Here is a 25,327-nt window from a genome sequence, read left to right on the forward strand (position 1 = left end):
CGCACAGCATCCACCATGTCCCTATTTGGGAGATGGGCATTGAATATTTCACTTGGCATTATTGCCGGCGTCATCGCCGGCGCATTCTGGGGACTGGTTTTCCTCGCACCGGAGCTGACGCGCGGTTTCACGCCGATCCAGCTATCCGCGGGCCGCTACCTGGCCTACGGCCTGATCGCCGCCCTCCTCGTCTCGCGCTCGTGGCGCCGCCTGCTTGCCAAGCTGGCCTGGCGCGAATGGAAGGCCCTGGCCTGGCTCAGTTTTGCGGGCAATATCGTCTACTATTTTTTCCTGGCGAAGGCGGTGCAGGCCGGCGGCATTGCCATGGCATCGATCGTGATCGGCCTGCTGCCGGTGGTGATCACGCTGGCCGGCAGCCGCGATGCCGGCGCCATTCCGTTGCGTCGCCTGCTGCCGTCGATTATGCTCAGCACCGCCGGGCTGTTTTGCATCAGCTGGCAGCACCTACAAACAGGCTCGCTGGCCGGCTTGCTGTACGCGAGCGGCGCCCTGGCATCGTGGACCGCCTACGCAGTCGGCAACAGCCGGTGTCTGGCACGCCTCAAGTCCATTACGCCGCATGAATGGAGCATGCTCACCGGCCTGGTGACAGGCGCGGAAGCCCTGCTGCTGGCAGTGCCGGCCCTGGTTTCCGGAGCACCGCAGCACAGTGCTCCCGAATGGCTGTATTTTGCGGCCGTGGTTACCAGCGTCGCCATCCTCTGCTCCATCATCGGCAACGGTTTCTGGAACTACGCCAGCCGCGCCTTGCCACTCACCCTGACCGGCCAGATGATCGTGTTCGAGACCTTGTTTGCGGCGCTGTACGGCTTCCTGTGGGATGCGCGCTGGCCGACTGCGATCGAGGCCGCGGCGATGGCATTGCTGGTATCGGGCGTGGCCACGTGCGCGCTGGCGCACGGGCCAAAAGCTTCACGCTGACTGCAAGGCCGATGCAGGATGCATGCACATGGCGATCCATGCATGGCGGGCCACCGCAGCGGCTGCGACAATTGCTGTCGCAGCCAGCGCGCCAGGCAGGGTCCACCACGCGATAGGCGCTCGCTCGACAAATCCGGCAAGGTAGCGCTCAATCGCCACGCCAGCCAGAGGAATCGCAATGACGGCAGCCGCCAGCACCAGTGCCCCCGCCTCGCGTGCCACCAGCCAGCCGATATCCCGCGGACTGGCCCCATGCAGCTTGCGCAGCACGATCTCCTTGCTGCGCCGCTGTACGGCGTATGCGGCCAGCACATAGGTACCAAAGGCAGCAATGGCGAGGGCGATCGCGGTTGCCAGCCCGAGCAACTTGGCCATGCGGGCATCTTCGGCATAGCTGTCGGCCATCACCTGGCTGGCAGAACGCACTTCCAGCATGTCGTCCGGGAAGTATTTGCTCCATAGCTGCCTGACCTGCAACTCCGCCGCGCGGATGTCCCCCGAGGTACGGATGTTCAGCGTCACCGACGCAGTCCAGAGCTCGTAAGCGAGCGGGCCAGGCTGCTCGCGCAGGGAGCGGTAGCGGATCTGCGGTGCGATCCCGATCACCTGCTTGCGGATGGTTGCTTCGGGCGTGACCATCTCCACTGTCTGGCCAATCGCTTCGGCATCGGTAGCGAAACCTAAAGCGCGGGCCGCGAGCGAATTCAGGACAACCAGGCTGGGGTCATCATCCTTGTCGCGGCTGCGCTCGAACAAGCGTCCTGCCACGGGGTTGATCTGGTAGCTGCGGAAGAAGTCGTTACCGACCGATTTGATGGCGACGGCGGCATTGGTTCCGCTTGGACGCCGCAGCGTGGCGCTCCACATTCCCTGGTCGGCGGTAGCCGGATCATCTGAAACTGCGATGCCGGCGATGCCGGGCTGCGCCTCCAGTTCGGCCATGAAAGCCCGCACATCAGGGTCCTGGCGCGCCGGACCCGGCGTATTCACGATCAGGATAGGCGCCGGATCGAAGCCCGGCGAGACGGTCATGGCGAATTGCGTTTGCCAGGCTACCGCAAGCGCCACGGCGGCAAGTCCCATGGCGCTGGCCATCTGGAACACAGTCAGTGCACGTCGTAGATAGCCTCCGCCCACAGGCTCCGCATCCGGGCGGCCGCCCAGCGCCTGGGCTGGACGGGCCCGGATCGCAATCCATGCCGGGTACAAGGCAGTCAGGAAGCCGATTGCCAGGCCCAAGGCCAATGCATAGCAGACGGTTACGGGCGACAGCAACGCCGCCAGGTCGCGCTGCATCAGTCCGGAAAAAGCGGGCAGCAGCAACCATGCCAACACCAGGCCCAGCACCGTCGCCAGAAGGCAAACCAGCAGCGATTCAGCCAGCATCTGCAATACCACCTGCCTGGTGCTCGCACCAAGAACCTTGCACACCCCAATCTCGCGCTGGCGGCGAATGACGCGCACCACGGTCAGGTTCACATAATTTACGCTCGCAAGCAGGAGCACCAGCACGGCCACCGCCGCCAGTGCTGCGATGGCGGCCGGGTTGCCACGGTCACCCCTCGCCCAAACCTGGTCGCCAACTACCTGGTCATCGAAATAGGCATCACGCATTGGAAACAGCGACACCGCAATCGCATGGCGGCCGCCCAGCGCCTGGCGTGCCTCCGGCGTCATTTCCCTGGCCATGGGTGAATCTTCAACCGCGGCCTGGAGGGCGCCAACAATGGCCGGCAAGGATGCTTCCTGGCGTACCCGGACCAGGATACGGCCGCCCCAGCCACGCGCGCCATCCTGCATTTCTTCCTGCATGACGCGGTCGGCCAGATGCGTATGACTGCCGGCCAGGGCTTCAAAAGGTATGGTGGTATTGGCCGGCTGGTCGCGTACCACGGCCATGACGCGCAATTGCTTCGGCTTGGGGCCGGCAAGCACTGCGGTCTGGCCCAGGGCTTCCTGCTCGCCGAACATGCGTTGTGCAGCCGATTCCGTCAGGACCAGCCCTTCCGGTGCCTCCAGTGCATGCTCAAGATCGCCCCGCAGCGCCCGCAGGCCCAGCATGCGCGTAAAGCCAGGCATGACGAGCAGGGCATTCAGCCGAACCAGCCTGTCATTCACCCGCAGGGCGAGCGGAGCGACGGCCGGCCGTGCCGGAACAAACGCCGTTGCCGCCTCCACGCCGGGCAACGCCAGTGCCGCTTTACGCAGCATCAGCGGTGCCGTGTCATATACCGGAGCTCCCGCATGCATATTGAGCTGCTGCTTCAGGATATACGTCCGCTCCACATTGGGGATGTGCACATTGTATTGGGTCGAGTGGCGTACAAAACCAAACAGCAGCACAGCAACGGCAAGGCCGATGCCCAGGCCTGCGATGGCCACCAGGGAATACACTGGTTCCTGCATGAGAGTGCGCCAGCCGATACGGAAATCGCGAAAAATCATCCGGCTTCTCCTTCAGGCGGCTTGCAGCGCATCGACCAGGATGCGGCCATCCAGCAGCCGCAGCACGCGCGATGCTTGCGCGGCGTGGGCCGGCGAGTGGGTCACCATCACCACGGTCGTGCCTTCGGCATTGATCTGCCGCAGCAGGCGCATGACTTCCTCACCATGGGCGGTATCCAGGTTGCCGGTCGGTTCGTCCGCCAGCAACAAGGCCGGATTTGCAACCAGGGCGCGGGCAATCGCAACGCGCTGCTGCTGACCGCCTGATAGTTGTGAGGGACGATGCCTGGCGCGGTGGGCGATGCCAAGTTTTTCCAGCATTGCCGCGACACGCTGGCGGCGTTCAGCCGGAGCGACATTCATGTATTGCAGCGCCAGCTCAACGTTCTCGGCAACGCTTAGCTGTTCGATCAGGTTGAAACCCTGGAAGATAAAGCCGATGCGGCCGCGACGAAGACGATTCAATTCACCCTCGCTCCAGGAACTGACCGGCCGGCCGTCGAAGCTGTATTCGCCGCTATCCGGTGCGTCGAGTAGTCCGAGGATCGACAGCAGCGTGGACTTGCCGCAGCCGGAGGGGCCAGTCACGGCAAGGTACTCGCCGGCTTCGATATCGAGGTCGATGTGGTCGAGTGCACGGGTGCGGACTTCGCCGCCTTCAAAGGTCTTGGTGATGTTCCGGAGGCTGAACATGCTGGTTCTCATAGTCTTTATCATGGTGATTGTAGCGGGGTGGAAATCGGAATGGGTGCATCAAATTGCAGGTGCTGCATCGCGCCGTAACGCGCATAGCTGGAAACGATGACGCGCTCGCCCGCCGCCAGCCCCGCTGCCACTTCGACCTGGGCGTTGTTGCGGCGCCCAAGTCGCAGCGCGCGGCGGCTGGCGCCGCGGCCGTCGGCGTCGACTACATAGGCCCAGGCGCCCGCGCCGTCGGTGGCGAAAGCATCGTTCGGAAGCAGCAGCGCCGCTTGCGCGCCGCCGAGTGTGATCGTGGATTCGACTGCCTGGCCCGGACTAAGCCGGGGAACAGCATCGGCGTCAAACGACAGCTCGACGGCGAAGCGGCCGTCCTTGACTTGCGGGTAGATGCGGCTGACTGCAAGGCCATATGTCCCGTTGCCGATGTGTGCGGTGCCACGCAGGCCAGGCACCAGCCGGGCAAGATAAAACTCATCGACCTGGGCATCAAGCTTGAAGCGCGCCTGCTCGTCGATGCGCCCGATGTGCTGTCCTGGGACGACCGTTTCACCGACCTTGAGGCGAAAGTCGGTCAGGCACCCTGGCGCAGGGGCGCGCACCACCAGCGCGTCCACTGCGGCATGCACCAGTTTGAGGCCCGCTTCCAGGCGCGCCGTGGCGGCCTCCATCTGGTGCAGGGCTTCGGCCTGCGTCGCAGCTTCGATATCATTATTGCTGCGCTCATTGGCAAGCAGGCGGCGCTGCTGCTGCAGGCGGTCGCCCGATTCCTCCAACCCGGCCGCAGAAATAAAGCCCTGTGCGGACAGGGCACTGGTGCGGGCATGCTGCTTTTCCGCCTGTGCCATTGCAAACTCCATATCGGCCAGCCTTCGCTGGCGGGCTGCCCGCCCGGCCTCCATATTCACGCGCAGGTTGGCCAGGTTGGAGATTTGCTGCGCATGTTCCGACTCGCGCTGCAGCACTTCAAGGCGGCGCTGCGGGTTCGACAGGCGGAACAGCGCATCGCCTTGCGCCACCACTGCGCCATCCTGCACCGGCACCTCCTCCACGCGGCCCGACTCCACCGCATCAAGCATCACCGATTGCAGCGGCGAGGCAATGGCGCGAAGGGAAACGTCATCGCGGAACATACCGCGTTCGACGCTGGCAATACGCAGTTGGGCGCTCGCCACCATCAGGCCATGCGGCGCAAGCAGCCAGGCTCCCAATGCAAGGGCGGCCACGGCGGCAGTGAGGGCCAATGTAATGCGCAGGCGCCGGCCATGGCGTGGCGGCATGGGCAGGTCCATTCCGGCGCCGCTCGGCGCGCGTTCCCGGGGTCTTGTTGCGTGCAGGTTCATGCAGCATGCATTTGCAAACCCCGTGCCACCCCTGAAACAGGTGCCGCTGGCAGCCATGAGGACGAAATTTGTCCGATTCCGGACAGTTTCAGGTGTTCGAAACCGGCCACTGTCCGGGGCTGAAGGGGGCTGCTAGAATCGCGGCCATGCCTTCGCATATCCTGATCCTCGATGACGATGCCGACGTCGCACTGGCGGCGCGCCTGCTGCTGCGCCAAAGCGCTGAACGGGTCGATACGCTGGGTGAGCCACGCTTGCTAGCGCACCGTTTGCGCGATGGCGTGCCAGGCCTGGTTCTGTTGGACCTGAACTTCACTCCCGGCCGCACCGACGGCAGCGAAGGCCTGGCCGCGCTGGCGCAATTGCGCGCGCTGCCGCAGCCGCCCAGCGTGATCGTGATGACTGCCTATGCCGATATCCCGCTGGCGGTGGAGGCCATGAAGCGCGGCGCCTGCGATTTCATCACCAAGCCCTGGAACAATGATCGGTTGTTGGCGATGGTGGAAAATGCACTTTCCGCGCCAACGCCAATGCCATCGGCGGCATCCGGGACAGGCGCCTTGCTCGGCCAGTCGAAAGCCATTCGCGACCTGCGTGCGCTGATTGCCCAAATCGGGCCGACCGATGCGAATGTGCTGGTATTGGGTGAAAACGGCACCGGCAAGGAATTGGTGGCACGCGCACTGCACCAATGCTCGCGGCGCGCGGCCAAGGCCTTCATGGCAGTCGACATGGGCGCCTTGCCGGAATCCACGCTGGAAAGCGAATTGTTCGGCCATCGCAAAGGCGCCTTCACCGACGCCCGCAACGACCGCGCCGGACGCTTCCAGGCCGCTGCCGGCGGCACGCTGTTCCTTGACGAAATCGGCAACCTGCCCCTGCCGGCCCAGGCTCGCCTGCTGGCTGCCCTGGAGCGGCGCGAAGTCACCCCGCTGGGCGCCGACCGGGCCGAAGCTGTTGACGTGCGGGTCGTCAGCGCCACCAACCTCGATGAAGCTCGCTTGCGCGATCCACAGTCATTCAGGACCGATTTGCTGTTCCGGCTGAATACGATTGTGGTGCGTGTCCCGCCCCTGCGCGAACGGCGCGAGGATATCCCGCTCCTGGTCCGCCACTACCTGGCGCATTATGAAAAACAGTATACCAAGCCGGCGCGTTTATTCGCGGCCGACGCGGAAGCGGCATTGGGTGCGCTGCAGTGGGACGGCAATGTGCGCGCGCTCCGGCATGCTTGCGAGCGTGCCGTCATCCTTTCCGAAGGCGGGCGCTACGAAGCCGCAGACTTCGGCCAAGAGGCAAGCGCCCCGGTCGAAAACACTCCCGCACGCAGCCTTGATACGCTGGAGCGCGAAGCCGTGGCTGCGGCGCTCGACCAATGCAAGGGCAATATCTCGCGCGCAGCCCGGCTGCTTGGAGTAAGCCGCGCCGCTTTGTACCGAAGACTGGAGAAACATGGACTCTGACCGCTGGTCCGCCGCCACCGGCGCTTTCCTGTTGGCGGCTGCTGCCTTTTCGGCTGGAGCCTGGCGGCAAGCTGCGGCACTGGCAGGCAGCGCAGTTGTCGCCTGCGTCGCGCTGTACCTGCTGCAGCGCGGCCTACGCGGCGTAGCCGCCGGCAATGCGCTGCCGCTGGAGCCGCCTGTCCCGGTTTCCGAACTGCAGCGCCAGCAGTTTGCGACGCAGGCGGTTGTGGCCGAGTCGCGGCTGGAGTTCGCACCGATCGCGTTGTTCAGGATGCCCGGCCTGGAGCCATTGAACGCCAGCGCACGCCGCTTGCTCGCGCCGGGACGTGCCGCCGATCGCGATGTCCTGGCTGCCAGCCTGGCCGGCCTGGCGTCCGGGCAGCGGCGTGTGCTTGGATTCGACACCGAGGCAGGCAGTGAACGTGCCCTGGCCTGTGCCAATACGCTGAACGTGGACGGCCGCCAGGAAAAGCTGGTCGCCCTGTTGCCGATGGAGGACGAACTCGCGGCCGAAGCCATGCAAGCCTGGCAAAAGCTGGTCCACGTGCTGACGCACGAAATCATGAATTCCCTGACCCCAGTCGCCTCGCTGTCGAAGACTTCGCGCGAGATGCTGTCCGGCGCACAATTGCCGCCCGGCCTGGCACAGGACCTGGACACCGCGCTCGATGCAATCAGCCGCCGGGCCGATAGCCTGGCGCATTTCGTCAGTGCATATCGCGCACTTGCCACGGTGCCTGAAGCACAGCCGCAGACCATCGAATTGAGAGCCCTGTTCGAGCGCGTCAAGGCACTGGCCGCGCCAGGTTGGCTGGTGATGGGCGGCATCTTGCTGGTCAGCGTAGAACCGGAATCCCTGCAATTACGCGCCGATCCCGGCCAACTGGAACAGGCCCTGGTCAATTTGCTGCAAAACGCCGCTGAAGCCAGCGTTGGCGCCAGCACGCCGCAAGCGACGCTCAGCGCCAGCCTGGCACGTGGCGGTCGCCTGCGCATCGAAGTCGCCGACAACGGTCCCGGCGTCCCTGACGAAGTGGCGGGACAAATCTTCACGCCCTTCTTCACAACGAAACCAAAAGGCAGCGGCATCGGGCTCGCGCTGGTTAAGCAACTTGTGCATCGCAACGGAGGAACGGTGCGATATAGCCGCTCTGTTGCTGGCGGCGCGCGATTCGTCGTGGTGTTTTAGCAGTGGATTGCGCCGCTCGGTGCATATTGGTTAATATTTGGCGATTCGTCCACGACAAACGACCAGCATGACAAGCGTCCGCCAGAACCTCTCCATGATCCTTGCAACGATGGTCATGTTCGGGGCCGCACTGCTGATCAATGAACTCCTGTTCAAGCAACTGGAGTTTGCCGAAGGGATCAACTGGATTTACCTGCCCGCCGGCGTGCGCCTGTTGGCCACCTTGCTGTTTGCCGAAGCTGGTGCGATCGGCCTGCTGGCAGTCTCCTGGCTTTACTGCTTCCTTATCCTTTTCCCGCACGAACCGGTGCGCGCCTTTGCCGGCGGCATCCTCGCCAGTGCCGCGCCCTACCTGGTCTACCTGGGCGCCAGGCGCTGGCTCGACCTGCAAGGCTCACTGGCCAACCTGGCCGCATGGCAGGTGCTGGCCTGCGCCGTCGCCTATTCCTTCGCCAGCCCCTTGCTGCACCATATCTGGTTTGCCCTCTACGAGGGACGCGGCCACCTGCTGGGCAGCTTTGCCGTCATGGCACTGGGCGACCTGGCGGGAACCGTGATCCTGCTGTTTTTCACGAAATGGGTGATGCGCCTGTCCACGCCGCGTACTTAGTGTAAACTCGCGCCCCCGCTGCAGCAGCTCCCAATTTCGCATGCATCAAATAACAGACCGACATCGCCTGGCCGGCATTGCCATGGCTATCCTCAATACGCTCGGCTTGCATGACCAAGCGCGCGCCGGCGAAGCACCAGCGATCACCGAAGTCGTCATCAACGGCTCCAGCATGCCACAGCAGGATAGTCTTGCGGCCAAACTTGGCTACCCCGGCGTTGCCGACGTAGCCAGCGCCAGCGACGTACAGGCCTTGCCCGACCTGACCCCGCTCGACGTCCTGCGCCGCTTGCCTGGCGTGTCGGTGTTGTCCGCCGTGGACAATGAGCGCCCGCGCGATGAAGCCGCCGCGCCGGTCATTCGCGGCCTTGGCGCGGCTTACAACCCGGTCACCATCGACGGCATTCCGGTCGCGTCGCCCGGCATTGCCAACAGCAATGGCTCCGCCAGCCGCGGCGCGCGCCTCAACCTGCTGCCTTCGTCGATGATCGGCGAAATGCTCGTATCGAAAACCTTCCTTCCCGACCAGGACGCCCACGGCATTGGCGGCGCCATCGACTTGCGGACGCGCAGCGCTTTCGCGCGCGGCGGCAAGGACTTCTTTTCGCTGGACATGAGCATCGGCAAGCCGGACGACGTCGCAGGACCGCGCAGGCATGAGCGCATGGGACAACGTCTGGCCGCCACCGGCAGCACGATCTTCGGACCGCAGCGCCAGTTTGGCCTGGTGGTATCGGCCGGCTACCAGGCGACGGACGGCAACGCCAACGCGCACATGACGACCGACAGCACCAATGAGAGCTTCTATAACGCGGCCGGCATCCTGCAAGGAGGGGCGAACCAGGGCAACGGCTTCGCCGTGCCGCAACAGGATAAATACTGGTATTCGCAAAACCAGCGCAGGCGCTACGACCTGACCGCCAAGCTGGAAGCCCGGCTCTCCGGCACGCTGCAAGGCTTCGCCACTGCCGGCCGCTACATGGCGCATGACGACATGGAGCGCAATGAGCTCATCATCGATCCGCGCAACCGCGCGAAAGTGCTAAACCAGTCGGCTACCGCGGGCCGTTATGCGGCCGGCGACGTTGAAGTTGGCTACGCGCGCCAGCAAGCCACCACCGCCACCAATTTGCTCCAGGCTGGTGTGGATTGGCAAGTTGCGCCCAACCAGGTGGCCAGCCTGCTTGCCGGCGCTTCGCGCGCCTCCTACCGCGAGCCTATCCTGATGATCAAATATTCGACGGGCAGCCGCAATAGCGCGCCTGGGGGCGGCGACACCTCGCCTACCCCGACCCCCGATTTCGCGATCGACTACGATACGCAATCGCTCAATCACTCCTTCAATATTTCTCCGGCCGCTTACTACAAGCTGGATAACTACAAGCTCAATTACTACCGCCCCGATTCCGGCTTCCATCGCAATGCCGGCAACGACGTCCAATACCTGCGCCTGGACATTCGCAGCAACGGCGATGGCCCCGGCTTGGGTTATGCCGCCGGCACCAGCTTCACGCGCGATGCATCCTACTACAGCCTTGCCCGTACCCAGTTTTCGCCGAACACCAGCGCGAAACAGGGCACGCTGGCCGACGTGACTGGCGCGGCCGGGCCGAGGCTGATGTACAACCAGTCCAACCTGGACATGTTGACGATCGACCCGCAGCGCGTCGCCGCTTATATCGACACGCTGAGCGCCGCAGGCGGCCTGAATGCGGTGGACCAGACCGCCTTGAGCATGCAGGACAACTATGAGCATGCGGAGCGCATCGCCGGCGCCTACGGCATGCTGAGCTACGCGGCCGCCGCCTGGACGACCCGCTTCGGCGTGCACTTCGACTCCACGCGCCAGTCGACAATCGGCCGCGCGCGCGTGGCAGGCGCCTGGACGGAGCTGCCAACCAACTCGCGCTACCGCTTCGCCCTGCCCTCCGCGCTGGCCAGCTACCAATGGACGCCATCAGTCGATTTGCGGCTGGGCGCCAGCCAGACCATCGGACGCCCAGCCTACGACGCATATGCGGCGCGCAGTTCGATCGACTTCCAGAACCCTGCTGAACGCGGCAACGCCAACGCAAGCGGCGTCACCGTCATGGCAGGCAACCCCGAGATCAAGCCGCGCCTGTCCACCAATACCGATCTTGGCATCAATTGGAAGCTGCCGGCGCGGACCGGCGGCCTGCTGTCTGCCGCGGTGTTCAGCAAGGACATCAAGGACGAGATTTTCAACGCCTCCTCGCTCGGCTACACCTACGAAGGCGTCAACTACGCGAGTGCCGTCGTCACCAAGCCGGTCAACGCTGCATCGGCCTCGATCAAGGGCCTCGAGATCGGTGCGGTGGTCAATTCGCTGGCGTGGCTGCACCCTGCCGCGCGCGACTTTGGCTTCAGCGCCAACTGGACCTTGCTGAAAGGCCGCATGGAAGTGCTGAAATCGGACAAGCGTTCCCGTGTTATCGGCCACCTGGCCGGCCAACCCGGCCAGATGCGCAACCTGTCGCTTTTCTACAGCAATGGCGCACTGGAATTGCGTGCCGCCTACAACAAACAGGGCCAGGCCTTGCGTGCGGTCGTGCCGGACATTGAATGGCAAGACCTGTATTGGGCGCCGCGCCACCAGGTCGACCTGCAGGCCAGCTACCGGCTCCAGCCCGGCCTCATGCTGCTGGCCCAGGTGCAGAACCTGACTGGCGAGCGCCTAACCAGCACGGTCGGTGCAGGCGGAACGCTGCTGAAAGACAGCCATTCAGTTCCAATCGTCTACTGGTTCGGCCTGCGCTATACGCCAGCGCCCTAGAACAGCGCCTGCTGCGCCGTGGTCAGCGCGGCGAAGCTGTCATGCAGTGGCAGCAGGATCGCGTCCGCGATCGGCTGCAACTGCTTATCCAGGTAATGCTGGTAGTCGATCGGCGAGCGCCGCACTTCCAGCGGCTCCGGCCCGCTGGTCGTGATCACGTAGCTGATACGGCCGCCATTCTGGTAGCGCAGCGGACGGCCTTGCGCCTTGTTGAATTCATCGGCCAGGCGCGCGGCGCGCACCTGTGGCGGCACGTTGACCTGGTATTCGTCCAGGCGATGACGCAGGCGCTTGCGGTACACCAGCAGTTCGTCATTCGCGCCGGACAACGTGTTGCGCGCGTAGTCGCGTACAAAGTCCTGGTACGGCTCGTTGCGGAAGATGCGGGCAAACAGGCCTTGCTGGAACTGCTGCGCCAGCGGCGTCCAGTCGCTGCGCGCCACTTCCAGGCCGCGATAAATGATGTCGCCATCGCTGGTCAGGCCGGCATAGCGCTTTTTGCTGCCCATATCGGTACCGCGAATGGTCGGCATGAAAAACTTCTGGTAATAGGTATCGAATTCGATCTCCAGGAAGCTCTCCAGCTTGTACTTCTTGCGCAGGCGATCCTTCCACCATTTGTTGATCCTGGCGACCAGCGCGCGTGCAATGGCCAGCGCCTCGTCCGTTTCATGCGGCCGCTTGAGCCAGATGAAGATGGAGTCGGTATCGCCGTAGATCGCCTCATAGCCTTCCTTTTCCACCAGCTCGCGCGTGAGCTTGAGCAATTCGTGGCCGCGCAGCGTGACCGAGGAAATCAGCTGCGGGTGATAGAAGCGGCAATCGGTGGAACCGAGCACGCCAACGAAGGAATTCATCAGCAGCTTGAGGGCGGTCGACAGGGCGTCGTTCTTTTCGCGCTTGGCGGCATCGCGGCCTTGCCAGAGCTGGGTGGTGATGGCCGGCAGGCAGTGACGCGTGCGCGAAAACTGGGCGCCGCGCATGCCGGGCACCGGGTCGCCGCCGGCTTCCGCCTCCGCCTCGCCTTCCAGCATGCCGACCGGATCGACCAGGAAAGTGCGGATGATCGAGGGGTACAGGCTCTTGAAGTCCAGCACCACTACCGAGTCGTACAGGCCGGGCTGCGAATCCATCACGAAGCCGCCGGGCGATGCCACCGCCGGCACCTCGCCCACATTCGGCGCCACATAGCCTTCGCGATGCATGCGCGGCAGGTACTGGTGGCTGAAGGCGGCAATCGAACCGCCCATATGGTCGGGCACCAATCCCGTCACATGGGAACGTTCCAGGATGAAGTCCATCACGCGCGTCTTCTCGAAAATACGCGTGACCAGCTCGCAGTCTTTCAGGTTGTAGGTGGCCAGCGCCGGCTTGTCTTCGCGGAAGCGGCGCTCGATTTCGGCCATCTTGTCGTAATCGCTGCCGATATCCTTGCCCTCCCCCAGCAAGGCCTGCGACACGTTCTCCAGGCTGAACGACGGAAAGGTCCACGACGCTGCGCGCAAGGCCTCGATGCCATCGATGGCGATGCGGCCCGGGATGGTGGCGAATACATAGCCGTCGCGCGCCTGGTGGGTACGCCATTCGACAGGGCGGCCTTCGCGGCCAAGCAGCAGCGGCACCTTGTATTTCTCGGCGTTCTTTTGCAGTGTTTGCAGGTCGAACTGCACCACGCTCCAGCCGATGATAGCGTCCGGGTCGTGCACGCGGAGCCATTCGTTGAGCTTTTCGATCACGCGGCGCGGCGTCGGGCAGTATTCGAGGTCGAAATCCACCTGCGGCGCCACGGCGGGCTGCTCGCCCAGCATGTAGACCTGGCGCTGGCCGCAACCTTCCAGAGCGATCGAATACAAGTCGCCAAACGCGCTGGTCTCGATATCGAGCGACACCATGCGCAGGCGCGGGCGGTATTCCGGCGCCGGCCGCAGCTTGCCGCCTTCGACTTCAACGCCGGCGGTGATGAAACGCTCCATCAGGTAGCGTTCCGGCGGTTTGATGTCGGCCTCGTACAGGCGGATGCCGCGCTCGCCCAGCTTGCGCTCCAACGCCTGCAACTGCTTGTAATGGCTGGCGTAGATGCCGACCACCGGCTCGCGCCGGAAAGTCTTGAGCGCCACCTCGCGCACATCGATGCCCGGCATGTCGGCCACCAGGGTGGCAATGGTGTCGCGCAGCGAAGCCTCGGCGAAGGCGACCGAAGCTTGTGCTGTCAGCAATATTTTGCGGGGGCCGTCATCGGTTGCGAGCCAGAACTCGATTTCCGTGCCGTCGCGGGCGTCGCGCCAGGCGCGGGTGAGGATAAAACCAGGCATGCGCAGGATTATACTGTATGGACAAACAGTGAACTTGCATCATTAAAATAACATTGCTACAATAGTATGTTGCCTTGAGTCAAGAACAGGCAACCTAACTAGAAATAGGACTACTTAATTATGATCAAGCAAATCACCGCCGCCACTCTGATGGCAGTTGCATCCTTCGCTGCTTCCGCAGCTGAACCATCGTTCTACGTCGGTGGCGACGTAGGTACCAGCAAGCCAAAAGACGTTAAGAGCGAAACCAGCTACGGCGTGTTCGGCGGCTACAAGTTCAACGACAACTTCGCTATCGAAGCCGGCCTGCGCCGCCTGGGCAACTGGAAAGAAGACGGCATTGACGACAAAGTCAACCAATTCTCCCTGTCCGCAATCGGCTCCCTGCCAGTAGCTGACCAGCTGTCCGTATACGGCCGCCTGGGCTACAACCGCGTTGAAGAGAAATTCGAAGGCGAAAAAGAAAGCCGCAACAAGGCCCTGTTCGGCCTGGGCGTGAGCTACCAGATCACCAAGGAAATCTCGGCACGCGTTGAATGGCAGCGTCCAGTCAGCCACTCCCGCAACATCAGCGTAGGCGTGGCTTACCACTTCTAAGCTTTTGCTTTGCATAGAAAGCCGCCGGACCTCCGGCGGCTTTTTTTATTTCGGCTGCAGCGAAGCCAGGGCTGCTTCCAGCACCTCGTCGCGGCCGGCCCGAACGCCTTCCACCGTTTGCTTGACCAGGTGCTGCGGCTGCACCCCAACGCCGACGAAGACGCGGCCATCCGGATAGGTATCCTGCTTGGTGCAAATGCGGGCACTGCCGCCGCCCGGCAGCTTGATGAACAGCGGCTGGCCGGTACTGCCCCCGGTAGCTTCACCCACCAGCGTCCCGCGCTGCATGACGTCAAAGGCGACTGCAAAGTCCTCGGCTGCCGAGAAGGTCGCGGCACTGGTCAGCACCAGCACCGGCTTCTTGTACTGGCGCTGGGGGTCGGGCTGCACGGCATCCGGCGCTTCGGCATACATTGGCTGCGCCTTGTCCCAGGCGCGCCAGGTTGGCTTGTAGTCGCGGGTGGCCCAGCGGCTGGTCAGGAATGCCTTGTCGTCCAGCGTCGACAGGATCTTGTAGCCCACATCCGAATTGCCGCCGCCATTGCGGCGCACATCGATCACCAGCGCGGAAGACTTGGCAATTTCATCGAAGGCCGCCATCCAGGCATCGGCCGCGCTGTCGTCGTCGAAGCTGTTCAGCGAGACATAGGCCACGTCGCCCGGCAGCATGCTGAATTCAAACGAGGGCGAGCTGACCATGGCAGCCTTGCGGGCATCGCGGCTTACGCGCGCAACTTGCTGCTCGAACTGCCTGCCGGCGGCATCGCGGAAGGTCACGCGCGCCGCCGAACCGACTGCGCCGCGCAGGAACTGGGTGCCGAAGGTGCGCAGCGCCTCATCCTGCTGTGTGGAGGCGCTCACATACGGGGCAATTTCGCGCGCGGCGTAAGTCTTCACTTCGGCGCCATCCACCGACACCACTTCCAGGCCGGGCATGATACCTTTGGCGCGCAAGCCAGGGTCAAGTACTTCGGTCACGATGACGCGGCCTTCGACCGGGCGGGTCACCAACAGCGGCAAGCCGGATAGTCGATCCGACAGCTCGCTCGGCGGCATTACGTTCGTGTGTCCGTCCTTCAGCCTGGCCACCAGTTCCATCAGCACGCGGTAATAATCCTCTGTGCTGCGGGTCGCGCGCACGCGCGGCAAGGTCTCCAGGTACACCTTGTCCCAGTCCAGCTTTTCCAGGGTGGCGGTATCGACGAAGTTGTATCTCACTTCCGACCACAATTTGGACAGGCCGGCGATCTTCTCGTCTTCACTGATGTTTTCTTTATAAGGCCCGGCCAGGGCTGCGGTCTCCCACTGCATGGCAGGCTGTTGCTGCGCCATTGCGCCGGCGGCCGCCAAGGCCAGGACCAGCGCCGCTACATGGCTTTTTGCCATTTTGTCTCCTGAATAAAGCTGAATGCCCGACATTCTAGAGGCCCGGCGGCGCAGACGCTACCCTGTTACAAGCCTGATACTTTTCGTACAGGGAGCGGCTGTTAGAATCCTTCCTCGAAGTTCTTCATTTCCCTTTCGAGACCATGCGACCACTTGCACTTCCCTTGCTGGCAGCCCTGCTGGCAGCCCCCGCATTTGCCACTACCCCAACCCCTATTACCCTCGACCAGGCCATGTCGCATCCGGACTGGATCGGCACTCCCGTTGAAGCCGCGTGGTGGAGTTGGGACGGCAAGCAGATCTTCTATAAACAAAAGCGCATCGGCTCCTCGCTGCGGGACACCTTCCAGGCCGGCGACAAGCCACGCCTGGTAGCGGACTCCGAACTGTCCAACCAGGACAGCCCGAACATGGTGTTCAACCATGAGCGCTCGCGCGCCATCGTGCTGCGCAACGGCGACCTGTTCGAACGCGACCTGAAGTCCGGCGCCCTGGTCCAGATCAGCCGCGGTACCGCCAACGCCTCGGCGCCGCAATATTCGGCCGACGGCCGCAGCGTGCAGTTCAAGGTCGGCAACGACTGGTTCTCCTGGAACCGTGCCGACCGCCTGGTCTCCCCTGTGGCGTTGCCGCGCGCGGCAAAAGACCCCGCAGCCACGCCGGATGAAGACTACCTGCGCGATATGCAGCTTCGCCTGATCACCACCCTCAAGCGCCAGAAGGATGAGCGCGAGGAGACGCGCGCCCGCGCCAAGGCCGAACGCGCTGCCGATGCCACCCGTGCCCCGGCACCGATCTACTTCGGCGACAAAGTCTCCATCGACGCATCTTCGCTTTCGCCGGATGGCCGCTGGCTGGTGGTCGCCACCTCGCCGAAAGGCAGCGAGAACGGCCGCGTCGGCAAGATGCCGCGCTACGTGACCGAATCGGGTTACGAAGAATTCGACGACCAGCGCACCCGCGTTGGCCGCAACCTGCCGCTGGCGCAATCGCTGAAACTGGTGGACCTGCGTACAGGCACCATCAAGGACCTGCCGTTCGATTCCCTGCCTGGCATCGCCACCGATCCTCTGGCCAGCCTGCGCGAAGCGGTCAAGCAGCCGGCCCTGAAAGGCAACCGCGCCACCCGCCTGGAAAACGACGAAGGCGACGGCATCGCCTGGAGCGACAATGGCGCCAAAGTCGCCGTCATGCTGCGCACCGTGGACAACAAGGACCGCTGGCTGGCCGGCATCGACCTGGAAGGCGCCAAGCTGAAGTCCCTGCACCGCCTGACAGACAATGCCTGGATCAATTACAGCTACAACGACTTTGGCTGGCTGCCCGACAACAGCACGCTGTGGTTCATGTCCGAGGAAACCGGCTACGCCCACCTGTACACCCTGGGCGCCGATGGCAAGCAGCGCGCCCTGACCAACGGCAAATGGGAAGCTTCGAACGTGAAATGGAATGCCGACGGCACCCTGGCCTATATGCTGTGCAACCGCCGCACGCCAGGCGAGTACGAAGTGTGCGCGGCCTCCGCCAAGGACGCCGCTGTGCGCGAAGTGACCCAGCTCAATGGCGGCGTAGAACAGTTCGACCTGTCGCCCGACCAGCGCAAGCTGCTGGTGCACTATTCGTCCGCCTACGTTCCTTCGCAACTGGCCACAGTGCCGGCTGCCGGCGGCGCAGCGACAAGGCTGACCGATACCCGCAGCGCCGAATACAAGGCGCGCGAATGGATCCAGCCGCAGATGGTGGCTGTGCCATCGACCCACGGTGCGGGCCAGCCTATCTGGTCCAAGCTGTATCGTCCGGCCACGCTGGAACCGGGCAAGAAATACCCGATCGTGATGTTCGTGCACGGCGCCGGCTACCTGCAGAACACTCACAACCGCTTCCCGAACTACTTCCGCGAGCAGATGTTCCACAACCTGCTGGTTGAAAAAGGCTACATCGTGCTGGACATGGATTACCGCGCCTCCAAGGGCTATGGCCGCGATTGGCGCACGGCGATCTACCGCCAGATGGGCCATCCGGAACTGGATGATTATGTGGACGGCGCCAAGTGGCTGGCTGCAAACCACCAGGGCGATATCGACAAGGTCGGCATCTACGGCGGCAGCTACGGCGGCTTCATGACCTTCATGGCCCTGCTGCGCGAGCCAGACCTGTTCAAGGCCGGCGCTGCCCTGCGCCCGGTGACCGACTGGACCACCTACAACCACGGCTACACCGCCAACATCCTGAACACGCCGGATATCGATCCGGAGGCTTACCGCAAGTCCTCGCCGATCGAGTACGCGGACAAGCTGAAAGGCCACCTGCTGATCGCCCACGGCATGGTGGACGATAATGTGTTCTTCCAGGATTCGGTGCGCATGGCGCAGCGTTTCATCGAGCTGAAAAAGGACAACTGGGAACTGGCGGCGTACCCGATGGAACGCCACGCCTACGTTCAGCCAGAGAGCTGGTACGACCAGTACCGCCGCATCTACAAGCTGTTCGAGAGCACCCTCAAGTAAAACAGGCAAGTCCGGGTCCGACCCATAGGGTCAGACCCTGGTTTACCGGGTCAGGGTTTCGCCACGCTGGAAGGCAAGGCCTGAAAATCATCGGTCTGGTAAAGCGATTGCCAGGCCGCCAGCAGCGCCGGCGGCGGCGTGACCAGCTTGCGCGCCGTCAGGTCCAGCCAACCGCCCGAGCTGTTGATGCGGGCGGACAGCTTCCCATCACTGCGATACACATCGCTGCGCAGCATCCAGCGGCTGCCATCCTGCGACATCCCGGCCAGCGCCAGCGTCACGGTGATGGTATCCATCAGCAGCACTTCCTTGAAATACGCGATATCGTCCTTCATCACGACAGGACCGATGTTCAGGCGCTTGAATTCCGCCATCGGAAAGCCATTCTCGCCCAGGAACATCATGCGGATATCGCCTGCCTTGTTCAGGTAAGCCGTGTTGGCCATATGGCTATTGAAATCCATATCGCCCCAGCCGGCCAGCATCTTGCGCTCAAACATTACCACTCCCCTTTTACTCGGCTGCGAGGAAGTCCAGCAAAGTCAGGGCCACAATCTTGGTCGCCTTGCGCAAATCTTCCAGCAGCAGTTTTTCATCCGCCTTCTTGGCATTCGATTCGGGCACGCTACGCGGCCCAGCGCCATATAGTACTGCGGGAATGCCTTGTTCGCCGTACAGTCGCGCATCTGCGTACAGCGGAGTGCCAACGGCAGGGATATCCTCGCCCAGCACTTCGCGCGCGTTCTTCTGCAACTTGGCCACCAGCTTGTCGCCGGCCGGCAGCGGGCGCAGGGCATGCGACAGCAGCAGGCGCTTGATCTCGATCCGGATGCCGGGCTCGCCCTGGACCGCATCTTCAATCAGCTTGCGCACCTGGGTTTCCACCGCCACCGGATCCTCTTCCGGGATCATGCGGCGGTCCATCTTCATCACGACCTTGCCCGGCACCACATTGGTATTAGTACCGCCGTCGATGCGGCCCACCAGCATGGTCGGCGAATCGATGCCGGGCACTTTCGACTTGATCTTTTTCAGCTCAGGCAACTGCCCGTAGATCGCATTCAGAATCTTCGTAGCAGCCTGCAGCGCATCGTGGCCGGTCTCCGGCATGGCGCCATGGCCGGACTTGCCGTGCACCGTGATCTCAAGCTGGAGGCAGGCATTGTGCGCGGTGACGATGTTGTAGCTGAAGCCCGCCGCGATCACGTAATCCGGCTTGGTCAGTTTCTCGCGCAGCAGGAAACCAGGACCCAACAGGCCGCCAAATTCCTCGTCATACGTGAAGTGCAGCTCCACCCCACCCTTCAATTTGACGCCCAGCGCTTCCAGCGCGCGCACGGCAAAGATGTAGGTAGCGAAGTCGCACTTCGACACGGCTGCGGCGCGGCCATAGATATAACCGTTCTCGATCACGCCGCCATAGGGCGGATAAGTCCAGCCCTCACCTGGCGGAACCACGTCGCCGTGGGCATTCAGCGCGACAGTCGGCCCGCCTGCCGCATACGGGCGGCGGATGATCAGGTTGGTGATCGACTCCATGCCGTAGTCGCGCACTTCCTGCTCCGGTACGGCGTGCTTTTCGGCGCTCCAGCCGTATGCCTTCACCAGTTCCGCCACGGTTTCCGCGTGCGGCGTGTTGTTGCCGGGTGGCGTATCGGTAGGCACGCGAAGCACCTGCTGCATGAAGGCCACTTCCTCGTCGAAGTGGGCGTCGATCCATTGCGTCAGTTTGTCGTTCATCATTTTTCTCCTGCGGCGAACCATGCGCCCAGTTCGGCGCGTTCCGCGTCAGTCATATTGGTCAGGTTACCGATCGGCATATCCTTCTGCTCCACCGCGCGCTTGTGAATCTGCGCCGCGCGCTGGTGCACCTGGTCGGCCGTATCGAACATGACGCCTGCCGGTGCAGTGGCGAAGCCAGGCTGCGTCGGCGTCGCGGAATGGCATGCAAGGCAGCGCTGGTCGATAATGGCTTTAACCTTCGCAAACTGCGCTGCAGGATCGGCGACAGGCTTCACGGCCTGCGGCTTGGGCGGCGCAATCGCCACCGCAACCGCCAGCAGCAGCGCCACGCCGATCGCCGGGTAACGCCATTCGATGCGGCCCTTGTGGCGCAAATTGAAGAAGTGGCGGATGAAGACACCGGCCGCCATGATAAAGCCGAGCACCAGCCAGGCATTCCTGTTCTGGTAAGTCATCGCGTAATGGTTGCTGATCATGATGAACAGCACCGGCAGCGTGAAGTAGTTGTTATGCACGCTGCGCTGCTTTGCCTTGATGCCATGGATCGGGTCCGGCAAGCTGCCGGCCTGCATTGCCTGCACCATCTTGCGCTGGCCAGGAATGATCAGCATCGCCACGTTGGCCACCATGATGGTGCCGATCATGGCGCCAATGTGGATAAAGGCTGCGCGTCCGCTAAGCAGGTGCGTCAGCGCATAGGCTGCGCCAACCAACAGCAGGAACACCACCAGGCCAAGCCACTTTTCGCTCTTGCCCAGCGGCGAACGGCACAGCGCGTCGTACACCACCCAGCCAGCGACCAGGAAGCCGATGCCGATGCCAACCGCCTGCAGGCTGGAGAGGTCGGCCACCTGTTTGTCCACCATCATGGCCTGCGCATTGAAATAGTAGGCGATGGTCAGCAGCGCAATGCCGGACAGCCACGTGCTGTAGGCCTCCCACTTGAACCAGTGCAGCTCCTTCGGCAGTTCAGCCGGCGCCACCAGGTATTTTTGCGGATTATAGAAACCGCCGCCGTGCACCGCCCACAACTCGCCGGACACGCCCTTTTTCGCCAGGTCCGAACCTGGGACCGGCGGACGGATCGAGTTATCCAGCCAGACGAAATAGAACGACGCACCGATCCACGCAATGCCCGTGATGATGTGCAGCCAGCGTACCAGCAGGTTCGCCCATTCCAGGCCATAGGGCAGCAGGTATTCCATGTAAATCCTTGAGTTGAAGAAGTGGCAATCTATCGAAGATACGCGTTTTCGAGCCCCCACAACATGAAATATGTCGTATATTCAAGATATTCGAATTCATATACGTAAGCAAGATGTCCGGCCTGCCGCAACACCTCGATATCCACCTCATTCGCATCCTCTACCTGCTGCTGGTCGAGAAGAACGTCTCGCGCGTGGCGCTCAAACTGAACCAGCCGCAGCCCTCCATTTCGGCCTCGCTGCGCAAGCTGCGCGAGCTGACCGGCGATCCTCTGCTGGTGCGCGGCGCGCGCGGCATGGTGCCAACCCAGCATGGCGAAAGCCTGCTCAAACCGGCCAAACGCATCCTGGACGAGACGGAATCGCTGTTCGTGAAAAAGACGCCTTTCGTGGCGCAGGAAGAAGCGCGGACCTTCAATATCGCCGCACCGGATTACCTGGACAGCCAATTCCTGCCGAATGTGGTGGCGATGCTACGCCGTGGCTCGCCCAAGAGCCGCGTGGTGATCCACTCGATCGGGCCCGGCACCGACTACCTGCGCCTGCTGTCGGATGGCGACATGGACCTGGTGATCGCCAACTGGGACGAGCCGCCCCAGCACCTGCATATTTCCAAGCTGTTCGAAGACCCGATCATCTGCGCCATGCACGCGGGCAGCCCCTACGCCAAACGCACTGCCAGCGATGCGATGTCGCTGGACGACTACCTCACCCTGCCCCACGTGGCGCCATCGCAAATGGTGCCCGGCTACGGCGGCGTGATCGACTCATTCCTGGAGCGCCAGGGCATGCGGCGCAATGTGGCAGTGGAATCGGCCTATTTCAGCCTGATTCCCTACATGCTGGCGCAGACCGACCTGGTGCTGACCACCGGCCGCCAGTTCCTGCGCTTCTATGAGAATTCGCTGCCGCTCAAGGTGTTCACGCCACCGGTCAAGTTCCCGCCGATGCGCTTCTACCAGCTTTGGCATGAGCGTGTGCACCAAGCACCCGAGCATAAATGGCTGCGCGACCAGGTCACCGCCGCCGCCAAGGCGCTCACGTAGGCGGACTATTGGTTCCGTTCGCGTTCGCGGCGGCGACGTTCATATTCCTTCTTCTTTTCTTCAACGCCAGGACCGGCCTGCATATCGCGGCGGCGTCCCGGCCAGCAGTCGCCTACGCCGGCGCAGCAGTCGGCGACATCAAGCGCATCGCCGCACCCGGCATCGCAACCATGGCAATCAACGGCCGGCAGGTCGCAGCTACCGGCCTGTGGATGCATGCGGGGACTATGCAGGCGGAACTGAATGCCACAGGCACGCAGCCGGCGATGCAGCAAAGCAAGGCCCTTGCGGGCGCCATACCGCGAAATCACGCGATACCCATAACCGGAGCATCCCTGTCCGCCTTTGTACACCCGATGCGCGCAGGAGTACCCCTTGTAAGGCGAGATAAAGCGCTGGTACAACCCGATTGCCCACAGCAGCAATCCCTTCATCGGCACTCCGGTATTTGAGGAGGCTATATCATATCGTATAGGGGCTACATTCCCGACTGCTTATAGGTCGGGCTGCCCCGGCGGGATATGATCGAAGATCCACTATGGGACACCTGCGATGACCACGACTCTCTCCGAATTGAATTCCAGCGGCCTGGCTGCCTTTGTTGACCAGCTGCGCGGCATTTACGAGCATTCGCCATGGATTCCCGAGCGGGCAGCGGCTCAACGCCCCTTTGCATCGCTGGCCGCACTGAAGCAGGCATTGCAAGGCGTGGTAAGTGGCGCAACCGAGGCCGAGCAGCTCGGCCTGATCCGCGCCCACCCTGAATTGGCAGGCAAGGCCGCCATCGCCGGCCAACTGACTGCCGAATCTACCAGCGAGCAAGCCAGGTCCGGACTGAACCTGTGCAGCCCGGAGGAATTCGCAACCCTGCACAAGCTCAACGCGGACTACAACGCCAAATTCGGCTTCCCCTTCATCCTCGCCGTCAAAGGCCCCACGGGACAAGGCCTGACGCGTGAAGCCGTCATCGCCACGTTCGCGCGCCGCCTGAAAAACCAGAGGGCCGATGAAATGGCCGAATGCCTGCGCCAGATCCACCGTATCGCCGAAATCCGGCTGAACGACCTGTTGGGAGTGAAGCTGGAATTCGGCCCACAAATCATGCAATGGGCGGAAGACCTGGCGCAATGGAGCGACGACGAAGGCGCCCTTACCTGCGCCTATATGACCGACGCCCATCGCGCCACCGCAGAACAACTCGCTACCTGGATGCGCGAAGCAGGCATGCAGGTCGAGATCGATGCAGTCGGGAACGTCGTTGGCCGCTACCTGGCCGATGCACCAGGCGCAAAGACCATCCTCACCGGTTCGCATTACGACACCGTGCGCAACGGCGGAAAATACGACGGCCGCCTGGGCATCCTGCTGCCGATCGCCATCGTGCGCCACCTGCAAGCAAAGGGGGAGAAGCTGCCGTTCAATGTCGAGGTGATCGGCTTTGCGGAAGAAGAAGGCGTGCGTTTCCGCAGTACCTTCCTTGGCAGTAACGCCGTTACCGGCAAATTCGACATGTCCCTGCTGGACGCGGTCGACGCCGACGGCATCAAAATGCGCGACGCACTTTCCGCCGCCGGCCACGATAGCGCCGCAATTCCCGCCATCGCGCGGCGTCGTGAAGATATTGCCGCCTATGTCGAAGTCCATATCGAGCAAGGCCCGGTATTGCTGGAACATGGCTTGCCAGTTGGCGTGGTGACCGCCATCGCCGGCAGTTCGCGCTTCCTGCTCGAATTGCAGGGCGTCGCCAGCCATGCCGGCACCACGCCTATGCATATGCGCAAGGATGCAGCGGCAGCGGCGGCCGAAATCGTGCTGCTGGTCGAACAGCGCTGCGCGCAAGGCGAAGCACTGGTTGGGACGGTCGGCCAGCTTCAGGTGCCCGGTGGTTCGGTCAATGTGATCCCTGGCGCGTGCAAACTGTCGCTCGACATCCGCGCCGCCGACGATGCGGTGCGGGAAGCGGCGGTGGGCGATGTGCTCGACGGCCTGGCCGCGATCTGCGCTCGCCGCAATATCGAATTCAAGCTGGAGAAGATCGTCGAAGCCAAGGCCGTACCATGCGCGCCGTGGCTGATGCAGCAATTGGGCGACGCGGTCCAGCGCAGCGGCCTGCCGCGCTTCGACCTGCTGTCCGGCGCGGGTCACGATGCGATGGCGATTGCCGCCCTCACCGACGTATGCATGTTGTTCACACGCTGCGGCAACGGCGGCATCAGCCACAACCCGCTGGAGACCATGACAGCGGATGATGCCGACCTGGCAGCGCAGGTGCTGCTGGACTTCCTGCGCCGCTTCAGACCTCAAGCCTGAAAAGCACCTCCACCGTTACGCCCAGCGCACGCGCCAGCTTGAGCGCCAGGACGGTGGACGGCACCATGCGCCCGGCCTCGATGGCGTTGATCGACTTGCGTGTGACGCCTACCAGTTGCGCCAGGTCTTCCTGCGTCAGGTCGTGCGTGGCGCGATGAGTCTTCATCGTCGTGAGCAGTTGCTCGGTCATCGCGTCACCTGTCGTGATACAGGACGCTGGCCAGCATGGTGCTGACGCCCACCGTGATGACCAACACCATGATGACAGCTGGCGCCTTTTCCACCCCGGACAGCGCGACGATGAGCGAGGCCACCACCGTTGTCACCAACGTGGCAAAGAAGCCGTTGCGATAACCCTTCGATAGCGCCATCTGGCGCAATTCATCGTTCATCACCGCGCGCATTTGCGGCGACCTGGCGCATTTGGCCTTGCCCGACTTACTGAGCAAAGCGCCGAAAGCAATTGCGTTAAACACCGGCAGCATGACCAGGGCCAAGCGCCCCCTGGCGGCGGTTTCCGGATCGCCCAGCAACAGCACCAGCATCGCGCTGCCGACATACAGGATCGTCGCCAGCAGGATCCAAAGGCTCATATGGGAGATCCGCACCAGCACGTCGGAATTCATTTTTTCTTGCGTCATGACAGTCACCTCAGCGAAGTTATCCTGTCATCGAATGCAACATAAACTTCCCAAAATGAAACCTATAGGTTCCATTTTTTTTATCGCACCCGCGT

At 62.9% G+C, this 25,327-nt stretch carries 20 protein-coding genes; 9 read left to right on the forward strand and 11 right to left on the reverse strand.

The features are described from left to right. The first annotated feature begins 15 nt into the window (after nt 1-15). On the forward strand, nt 16-942 hold the full coding sequence (locus ASD58_RS14225; protein ID WP_057261807.1) for a DMT family transporter: 927 nt from the start codon (nt 16-18) through the stop codon (nt 940-942). On the opposite strand, the gene ASD58_RS14230 is transcribed toward ASD58_RS14225, so the two are convergent. The 3 genes from ASD58_RS14230 to ASD58_RS14240 are packed head-to-tail and all read right to left on the reverse strand — an operon-like array spanning nt 934 to nt 5,429. Further along, a complete protein-coding gene (locus ASD58_RS14230; RefSeq protein ID WP_057261808.1) occupies nt 934-3,387 on the reverse strand; it encodes an FtsX-like permease family protein in 2,454 nt (817 codons plus the stop codon). The two genes, ASD58_RS14225 and ASD58_RS14230, sit on opposite strands and share 9 nt — an antisense overlap. A 12-nt stretch (nt 3,388-3,399) precedes the next feature. Continuing rightward, on the reverse strand, nt 3,400-4,080 hold the full coding sequence (locus ASD58_RS14235) for an ABC transporter ATP-binding protein (protein ID WP_057261809.1): 681 nt from the start codon (nt 4,078-4,080) through the stop codon (nt 3,400-3,402). A gap of 20 nt (nt 4,081-4,100) precedes the next feature. Beyond that, a complete protein-coding gene (locus tag ASD58_RS14240; protein WP_229209982.1) occupies nt 4,101-5,429 on the reverse strand; it encodes an efflux RND transporter periplasmic adaptor subunit in 1,329 nt (442 codons plus the stop codon). Between the two features lie 146 nt (nt 5,430-5,575). Between ASD58_RS14240 and ASD58_RS14245 the strand changes: the two genes are divergently transcribed. The 4 genes from ASD58_RS14245 (at nt 5,576) to ASD58_RS14260 (ending at nt 11,485) form a co-directional block, all read left to right on the forward strand. Further along, nucleotides 5,576-6,892 carry a sigma-54 dependent transcriptional regulator gene (locus tag ASD58_RS14245; protein WP_057261811.1) on the forward strand — a complete coding sequence of 439 codons (1,317 nt, stop codon included), beginning with the start codon at nt 5,576-5,578 and terminating at the stop codon, nt 6,890-6,892. Then, entirely contained in the window at nt 6,882-8,081 is a 1,200-nt protein-coding gene (locus ASD58_RS14250) for a PAS domain-containing sensor histidine kinase (RefSeq protein WP_057261812.1), read from the forward strand. The genes ASD58_RS14245 and ASD58_RS14250 overlap by 11 nt, the downstream gene beginning before the upstream one ends. A 94-nt stretch (nt 8,082-8,175) precedes the next feature. After that, nucleotides 8,176-8,691 carry a hypothetical protein gene (locus ASD58_RS14255; RefSeq protein ID WP_156401278.1) on the forward strand — a complete coding sequence of 172 codons (516 nt, stop codon included), beginning with the start codon at nt 8,176-8,178 and terminating at the stop codon, nt 8,689-8,691. Nucleotides 8,692-8,773: 82 nt separating this feature from the next. Then, on the forward strand, nt 8,774-11,485 hold the full coding sequence (locus tag ASD58_RS14260; RefSeq protein WP_057261814.1) for a TonB-dependent receptor: 2,712 nt from the start codon (nt 8,774-8,776) through the stop codon (nt 11,483-11,485). Here the strand turns inward: ASD58_RS14260 and ASD58_RS14265 are convergent. Beyond that, nucleotides 11,482-13,797 (reverse strand): DNA polymerase II, encoded by a 2,316-nt coding sequence (locus tag ASD58_RS14265; RefSeq protein ID WP_057261815.1) that lies wholly within the window; start codon nt 13,795-13,797, stop codon nt 11,482-11,484. The two genes, ASD58_RS14260 and ASD58_RS14265, sit on opposite strands and share 4 nt — an antisense overlap. Before the next feature lie 120 nt (nt 13,798-13,917). Between ASD58_RS14265 and ASD58_RS14270 the strand changes: the two genes are divergently transcribed. Next, nucleotides 13,918-14,394, forward strand: a complete 477-nt coding sequence (locus ASD58_RS14270; RefSeq protein WP_057261816.1) for an outer membrane beta-barrel protein — start codon at nt 13,918-13,920, stop codon at nt 14,392-14,394. 45 nt (nt 14,395-14,439) lie between these two features. On the opposite strand, the gene ASD58_RS14275 is transcribed toward ASD58_RS14270, so the two are convergent. Then, the gene (locus ASD58_RS14275) at nt 14,440-15,780 is read right to left on the reverse strand and encodes a S41 family peptidase (RefSeq protein WP_057261817.1); all 1,341 of its coding nucleotides are present in this window, start codon (nt 15,778-15,780) and stop codon (nt 14,440-14,442) included. Between the two features lie 143 nt (nt 15,781-15,923). Here ASD58_RS14275 and ASD58_RS14280 point away from each other — a divergent pair, with 143 nt between their 5' ends. Next, nucleotides 15,924-18,287, forward strand: coding sequence for a S9 family peptidase (locus tag ASD58_RS14280; RefSeq protein ID WP_057261818.1), 2,364 nt, complete (start codon nt 15,924-15,926; stop codon nt 18,285-18,287). A 50-nt stretch (nt 18,288-18,337) separates the two neighbouring features. Here the strand turns inward: ASD58_RS14280 and ASD58_RS14285 are convergent, their stop codons facing one another. Genes ASD58_RS14285 through ASD58_RS14295 form a run of 3 tightly spaced genes read right to left on the reverse strand, consistent with a single transcriptional unit; the run spans nt 18,338 to nt 21,235 of the window. Next, complete coding sequence (locus ASD58_RS14285) at nt 18,338-18,787, reverse strand: thioesterase family protein (RefSeq protein ID WP_057261819.1); 450 nt, start codon at nt 18,785-18,787, stop codon at nt 18,338-18,340. A gap of 13 nt (nt 18,788-18,800) precedes the next feature. Next, the gene (locus ASD58_RS14290) at nt 18,801-20,030 is read right to left on the reverse strand and encodes an ArgE/DapE family deacylase (RefSeq protein ID WP_057261820.1); all 1,230 of its coding nucleotides are present in this window, start codon (nt 20,028-20,030) and stop codon (nt 18,801-18,803) included. After that, nucleotides 20,027-21,235 (reverse strand): urate hydroxylase PuuD, encoded by a 1,209-nt coding sequence (locus ASD58_RS14295; RefSeq protein WP_057261821.1) that lies wholly within the window; start codon nt 21,233-21,235, stop codon nt 20,027-20,029. Before ASD58_RS14295 ends, ASD58_RS14290 begins: the two co-directional genes overlap by 4 nt. A gap of 113 nt (nt 21,236-21,348) precedes the next feature. Here ASD58_RS14295 and ASD58_RS14300 point away from each other — a divergent pair, with 113 nt between their 5' ends. After that, nucleotides 21,349-22,281 carry a LysR substrate-binding domain-containing protein gene (locus ASD58_RS14300; protein ID WP_057261822.1) on the forward strand — a complete coding sequence of 311 codons (933 nt, stop codon included), beginning with the start codon at nt 21,349-21,351 and terminating at the stop codon, nt 22,279-22,281. 5 nt (nt 22,282-22,286) lie between these two features. Here ASD58_RS14300 and yidD read toward each other — a convergent pair whose 3' ends face one another. Continuing rightward, nucleotides 22,287-22,715, reverse strand: a complete 429-nt coding sequence (yidD, locus tag ASD58_RS30525) for a membrane protein insertion efficiency factor YidD (protein ID WP_082565415.1) — start codon at nt 22,713-22,715, stop codon at nt 22,287-22,289. 118 nt (nt 22,716-22,833) lie between these two features. On the opposite strand from yidD, the gene ASD58_RS14310 reads away from it, so the two are divergent. Then, nucleotides 22,834-24,591, forward strand: coding sequence for an allantoate amidohydrolase (locus ASD58_RS14310; RefSeq protein WP_057261824.1), 1,758 nt, complete (start codon nt 22,834-22,836; stop codon nt 24,589-24,591). Here the strand turns inward: ASD58_RS14310 and ASD58_RS14315 are convergent. Further along, the gene (locus ASD58_RS14315; protein ID WP_057261825.1) at nt 24,575-24,781 is read right to left on the reverse strand and encodes a helix-turn-helix transcriptional regulator; all 207 of its coding nucleotides are present in this window, start codon (nt 24,779-24,781) and stop codon (nt 24,575-24,577) included. The genes ASD58_RS14310 and ASD58_RS14315 overlap by 17 nt on opposite strands. Before the next feature lie 4 nt (nt 24,782-24,785). Further along, the gene (locus ASD58_RS14320) at nt 24,786-25,232 is read right to left on the reverse strand and encodes a hypothetical protein (RefSeq protein ID WP_057261826.1); all 447 of its coding nucleotides are present in this window, start codon (nt 25,230-25,232) and stop codon (nt 24,786-24,788) included. Nucleotides 25,233-25,327 lie beyond the last annotated feature (95 nt).

It is taken from the genome of Duganella sp. Root1480D1 (assembly GCF_001427305.1).
Taxonomy (GTDB): Bacteria; Pseudomonadota; Gammaproteobacteria; order Burkholderiales; family Burkholderiaceae_D; genus Rugamonas.